Annotated in this window: 5 protein-coding genes and 1 pseudogene; 4 read left to right on the top strand and 2 right to left on the bottom strand. The window is 73.0% G+C overall.

What is annotated here, in order from left to right; genetic code table 11:
* The coding region (locus GT042_RS36330) for a hypothetical protein (protein ID WP_161312933.1) at positions 1–498 on the bottom strand (498 nt) is incomplete at its 3' end.
* A gap of 130 nt (positions 499–628) precedes the next feature.
* Here GT042_RS36330 and GT042_RS36325 point away from each other — a divergent pair.
* Positions 629–1621 (top strand): NAD-dependent epimerase/dehydratase family protein, encoded by a 993-nt coding sequence (locus GT042_RS36325; protein WP_161312932.1) that lies wholly within the window; start codon positions 629–631, stop codon positions 1619–1621.
* Between the two features lie 57 nt (positions 1622–1678).
* Here GT042_RS36325 and GT042_RS36320 read toward each other — a convergent pair whose 3' ends face one another.
* Positions 1679–2176 carry a DUF4259 domain-containing protein gene (locus GT042_RS36320; RefSeq protein WP_161312931.1) on the bottom strand — a complete coding sequence of 166 codons (498 nt, stop codon included), beginning with the start codon at positions 2174–2176 and terminating at the stop codon, positions 1679–1681.
* A gap of 215 nt (positions 2177–2391) precedes the next feature.
* On the opposite strand from GT042_RS36320, the gene GT042_RS36315 reads away from it, so the two are divergent.
* The 3 genes and pseudogenes from GT042_RS36315 to GT042_RS36305 form a co-directional block, all read left to right on the top strand.
* Positions 2392–3654 (top strand): sensor domain-containing protein, encoded by a 1263-nt coding sequence (locus GT042_RS36315; RefSeq protein ID WP_161312930.1) that lies wholly within the window; start codon positions 2392–2394, stop codon positions 3652–3654.
* Positions 3639–4292, top strand: coding sequence for a response regulator transcription factor (locus GT042_RS36310; protein WP_161312929.1), 654 nt, complete (start codon positions 3639–3641; stop codon positions 4290–4292). The genes GT042_RS36315 and GT042_RS36310 overlap by 16 nt, the downstream gene beginning before the upstream one ends.
* 223 nt (positions 4293–4515) lie before the next feature.
* Positions 4516–5020, top strand: a pseudogene (locus GT042_RS36305) (hypothetical protein); the annotation flags it as partial.

The following is a 5020-nucleotide window of genomic DNA, read 5'->3' as shown; positions in this document are numbered from 1 at the left end:
GAGCCAGAGGGCGCAGACGGCGGCGGCGAGCACGTGCGCGGCGATCATCGCGACCGGGGTGTCGGTGACGGCGGCGAGCGCGGGCTCGCCCGCACCGCCCGCTCCCATGTCCATGCCGGGGCGCCCGCCCATGCCGGAGCCCATGCCGAGTCCGGCGTCGAACCCCGCGCGCGCCCCGGCCCCGGCCCCGGCCCCCGTCCCGGTCGTGGCATGCCGGTCGTGCGAGGCCGGGGACGGCCCGTACGGCAGCACCCCCGCGAAGAGCAGATGCAACGTGCCCTGGACGGTGAGCAGTCCCGCCCCGAGGGACAGGAACCCCCGGCGGCGCCCGCCGGCGAGCCAGGCGACCCCTCCGGTCGTCCCGAAGGCGGTCAACAGCGCCCCGAACGGGATGTCATGCCCGGACGTGTACAAATGCCCCAACGCCGCCAGCGTCACGCACACCGCCGCGAAGGCCGCGGCCCGCAGGGCGCGCATCGGCGACCGGGCATCTGTCATGGTCCGCACATGCTGCCATCCGACCGGCCCGCGCGGCAGGTCCCAAAAGCCGCCGATTCGCCTGTCGGCGAACTCCACTCGAAGCGAACTTCTCTTTCCGGCGCGCGTGGTGGCGGGCAGAGTCGGTGACATGAGACTTCTCCTCCTGGGTGGTACGGAATTCGTCGGGCGCGCCGTCGCGGAGGCGGCGATGGAGCGGGGGTGGGAGGTGACCGCCTTCCATCGCGGCCGGCACGAGGCGCCGGCCGGCGTGACGTCCGTGCTGGGCGACCGGACAGCTCCGGACGGGCTCGCGGCGCTCGCCGGCGGAGCCTGGGACGCGGTGGTCGACACCTGGTCGGCGGCGCCCTCGGTGGTGGGCGAGGCGGCCACGGTGCTCAAGGGGCGCGTGGAGCGGTACGTGTACGTGTCCAGCCGGTCGGTGTACGCCTATCCGACCCCGGCCGGGCTCACGGAGGACGGTCCGCTGGTCGAGGGCGCGTCGGCGGACGCCGGGCAGACCGCCTACCCCCAGGACAAGCTGGGCGGCGAACTGGCCGCGGAGGCCGTCTTCGGCGACCGTGCGCTGCTGGTCCGTCCCGGGCTGATCCTCGGTCCGTGGGAGAACAGCGGACGGCTGCCGTGGTGGCTGGGGCGGATCGCCCGGGGCGGTCCCGTGCTCGCTCCGGGACCGCGCGACAACCCCCTCCAGTACATCGACGCGCGCGACCTCGCCGCCTGGACCGTGGGCGCCGTCGAGCAGGGTCTCGGCGGCCCGTACAACCTCGTCAGTCCGCCCGGGCACACGACCATGCGCGAACTGCTCGACGCCTGCGTCCGGGCCACGGGCTCCGACGCCGAGCTGCGCTGGACCGACCCCGAGCCGATCCTCGCCGCGGGTGTCGGGCCGTGGACGGACCTGCCCGTCTGGCTCCCGCCGGGCGAGCTGCACGACGCCCTGCACCGGGGCGACGTTGCCAAGGCCCTGGCCACGGGCCTGCGCTGCCGCCCGGTGGAGGACACGGTCACGGACACCTGGGCCTGGCTCCGCTCCCTCGACGGCCCGGCCCCCCAACGCCAGGACCGCCCGGCGGTGGGCCTGTCCCCCGAGGTGGAGGAGAAGCTCCTGAACGCGGGGACGTGAGCGGGGGCGCGAGGGGGGCGTGCGGGGGCGAGACCCTTGGACCGTCCCCCGGGCCCCTCAGACCGAAGGCCGGACCGCCCCCGACAGCTCCGGTATCGCGGCCGGAGTCGGTGCGGGTACCGGATCCGGCGCCCCGGCCACCGCCGCCGCCAGCGCCGTCCTCAGCGCGGTCACCCCGCGCCACCAAGGGCCGGCCTCGCCCTCCGCGTCCGCCCACAACTCACGCAGCTCGGAGTCCTCCGCCAGGACGCGGTCCAGGGCCAGGACCGCCACGTCCCTCAGCTGCTCCGGGAAGCGCGGCAGCGGCTCGTCGGGGCCGTACACCGTCTCCACCGGCGGGCCCCCGGGGCACTGCGCGGCCACCAGCGCCGCCGCCGCGACGGCCACCACCGCCCCGCTCTCGTCCAGGCCGCCGGGAACGCCGGCCGTACCGCTCGCCCGGACCAGCGCGTCCCGTACCAGCTCCGTCCGGCCCTCCACGGTGGCGGCGTCGAGATCGGCGGCGAAGTCCGCCGCGGTGTCGCTGTCGAAGTGTCCGGTGTCCCACGTGCCCATCGTCCGCCCCTGTTCGCCCGATCCGTCGATGGGTCCGATCGTGCCACCCCCCACTGACAATCCCCTCTGACCAGGGGTGATCGGGGGGGTGGTGCTGGCAACACCCCCCGCCGGGGGGCGAACCGGCTGCCCTTCCCCACCGCGCCGCCGCCAGACTGAGGGCCTGCCCGGGGGTCGGGCCGCGGCCGTCCGGCCGCGTGAGGAGAGGGACCGTCATGAACGCAACAGACATACGAGGCGCGGTACAGGCCGCCGGCCGGGGGCTGGTGCTCGGGCTCACCGCGATCGTGGGATCCGTCACCCTCTTCGTCCTGACCGTGGTCTCGCTCGCGCTCACCCCGCTGGGCATCGGCTTCCTCACCACCCCGTCGGTGCTGGCGGCGGTCAGGGCGCACGCCAACCACCGCCGCCTGCTGGCCGCGAAGTGGTCGGGGGTACGGATCCCGCCGCCTTACCGGCCGCTCCCGGACGACGTGCGCGGCGGACTCACCGGCCGCGTGGAGCGCACCGTCCTCCTCCTCAAGGAGCGCGCCACCTGGCGTGATCTCCGGTGGCTGCTGGTGGACATGACGGCGGGCTTCACCGTCGCGATCGCGGCCACCTGGCTGATGCTCTTCCCGGTGGAGGGGCTCGTCCTGGCCGCCGGCCTGTGGCGGGTGTTCGCCGACAACCGGTACTGGTACGCGTTCGTCCCCGTCGACAGCCAGCTGACCGGCCTGCTCGCGTTCGCGCTCGGCCTGGTGGTCCTCGCCGCCGGTGTGCGGTACGCCCCCGCGCTCGTACGGGCCCACTTCACCCTGACCAAGGCCCTGATCGCCCCCACCCAGGAGGAGGAGCTGGCGCGGCGGATCGAGCGGCTCACCGAGTCCCGGCACGACGCCGTGGACACGTCCGCCGCCGAACTGCGCCGCATCGAGCGGGATCTGCACGACGGGGCGCAGGCCAGGCTGGTCGCGGTGGGCATGGACCTGGGCACGGTCGAGGCGCTGATCGAGAAGAACCCGGCCAAGGCCAAGGAGTTGCTCGGCCAGGCGCGCCTGTCGTCCGCCGAGGCGCTGACGGAACTGCGTGATCTCGTACGCGGGATCCACCCGCCGGTGCTGGCGGAGCGCGGTCTCGGGGACGCCGTACGGGCCCTGGCGCTGCGGCTGCCGCTGGAGAGCGAGGTCAACGTGGAGCTGTCGGGCCGCGCCGACGCACCGGTCGAGTCCGCCGCGTACTTCGCGGTGAGCGAGGCGCTGGCGAACGTGGTGAAGCACGCGGGCGCCGAGCGGATCTGGGTGGACATCTCGCACGGTGACGGGATGCTGCGGATCGCGGTCACCGACAACGGCGGGGGCGGGGCGGCGATCGGGAAGGGGTCGGGGCTGAGCGGCCTGGAGCGGCGACTCGGTACATTCGACGGAGTCCTGGCCGTCAACAGCCCTGTGGGCGGTCCCACCATGGTGACCATGGAGATTCCTTGCGCGTTGTCCTAGCCGAAGACCTCTTCCTGTTGCGCGACGGTCTCGTACGGATGCTGGAGGCGTTCGACTTCGAGATCCTCGCGGCGGTCGAGTCGGGGCCCGAACTGACCAAGGCCCTGGCGGAGTTGGAGCCGGACGTCGCGATCGTCGACGTCCGGCTCCCGCCGTCCCACACGGACGAGGGCCTCCAGTGCGCGCTCGCCGCCCGCCGGGCCCGTCCCGGCCTGCCGGTCCTCGTCCTGTCCCAGCACGTCGAGCAGTTGTACGCGCGTGAGCTGCTGGCGGACGGCACCGGCGGGGTCGGCTATCTGCTCAAGGACCGGGTCTTCGACGCGGAGCAGTTCGTCGACGCGGTGCGCCGGGTCGCCGGCGGGGGTACGGCGATGGATCCGCAGGTGATCCAGCAACTGCTGTCCCGCCGGGGCCAGGACAAGCCGATCGCCGCCCTGACACCGCGCGAGCGGGAGGTCATGGAGCTGATGGCGCAGGGCAGGTCGAACGTGGCGATCGCCGCTCAGCTGGTGGTCACGGAGCGTGCGGTGGCCAAGCACACGTCCAACATCTTCGCGAAGCTGGGCCTGCCGGTGTCGGACGACGACAACCGGCGGGTGCTGGCCGTCCTCGCGTATCTGGACCGCGGCCGGACGTGAGCGGGCGGGGACGCGCCGCGCGAAGCCTGCGGAGCCTGACGAGCCTGCGGAGCCCGGGACGAGTCGTGCCGCAATGGGGGGTATCCGCCCGTTTTGCTGCCGGAGATCTCAAGGAATTCTCAGAACCTCTGAACACTCCCCGAATGCCGTCCGTATGGAACGGAGCGCTTCGCTTCCCCTGCCGCGATTTCCCTGTAACCGGCAACGAAGCTTGAGGAGTTCCATGTCACGCACAGCGAGAAGAAAACGTTCCACAGTGGCAAACCGGGCGATTGCCGCCACGGCTGCCTTGCTCCTGGGCGGGGGTGGGCTGATAGCGGCCAATTTCTACGCATCCGCGGGTGAGGGCTGGTCGAAGGACAAGCAGCCCCCGGCCCAGGCCGAGAATGCCGCGCAGCAGATGTCGACCATCGACTGCCCGGAAGTGGCCAACGCCATCACGGACGTGCCGGAGGCGGCCCGTGCGGCGGTCGACCAGGAGCTGGCCGGGATCGACAGCCAGATCACCGAGGCTTACCAGAAGTTCGCCGATCAGAAGGCACAGATCGAGCAGGACCCCACCGTTGCCGACAATGCGATTCTCAATCCGTTGAAGGACAAGCGCCTGGAGAGCTTCGGCAAGATCTCCGCGGCGATCACCGGCGCCGGCGGGCAGCAGCCGCAGGGCCTCGACGCCCTCGCGCCGTGCACCCTGCGGGCGCAGGCGGCGCAGGACCCTGCCGCCTCCC

Source organism: Streptomyces sp. SID3212, from assembly GCF_009865405.1.
Lineage (GTDB): Bacteria > Actinomycetota > Actinomycetes > Streptomycetales > Streptomycetaceae > Streptomyces.
Note: the sequence above shows the minus strand (reverse complement) of the source record. Positions and strands in the feature narration are given on the sequence as shown.